Source organism: Paramesorhizobium salinisoli (assembly GCF_003335045.1).
GTDB lineage: Bacteria > Pseudomonadota > Alphaproteobacteria > Rhizobiales > Rhizobiaceae > Paramesorhizobium > Paramesorhizobium salinisoli.
The window spans coordinates 1-341 of the sequence record NZ_QOZG01000134.1; the positions used below are offsets into that span (position 1 = coordinate 1).

The window sequence follows — 341 nt, forward strand, 5'->3', positions numbered from 1 at the left end:
CTGTATGATCGCGGCCTCCAGTTCGAACCGCCTTGCCAGTAGCTGGTCCTTGATGATGACCTCCGTCTCCCCCAGACCTGTCTTGTTGCCAACGCTGAGAGAATAGAGTTCGTCGCCGCTGCGCACGGAAGCGCCTTCGGTAACTGCTTCGCTGACGACGCGGCCCGACTGAGGGGCGAACACATGCGTTATGCCGGCGCTCGGGATGACCAGCCCTGAAACACGAACGCGACGTGTATATTCCCCAAAAATGAAAATGGCGGCGATCATCGCAACGGCAAGAATGCCGGCTCCGGTGGTAATCTGAACTGAAATGGGCTGCAGCAGTCTCGGCCGCCCCA

General features: G+C 59.2%; 1 pseudogene. It reads right to left on the reverse strand.

Annotated features, from left to right (window positions below):
- A pseudogene (locus DUT91_RS26005) lies at window positions 1-341 on the reverse strand (HlyD family secretion protein); the annotation flags it as partial.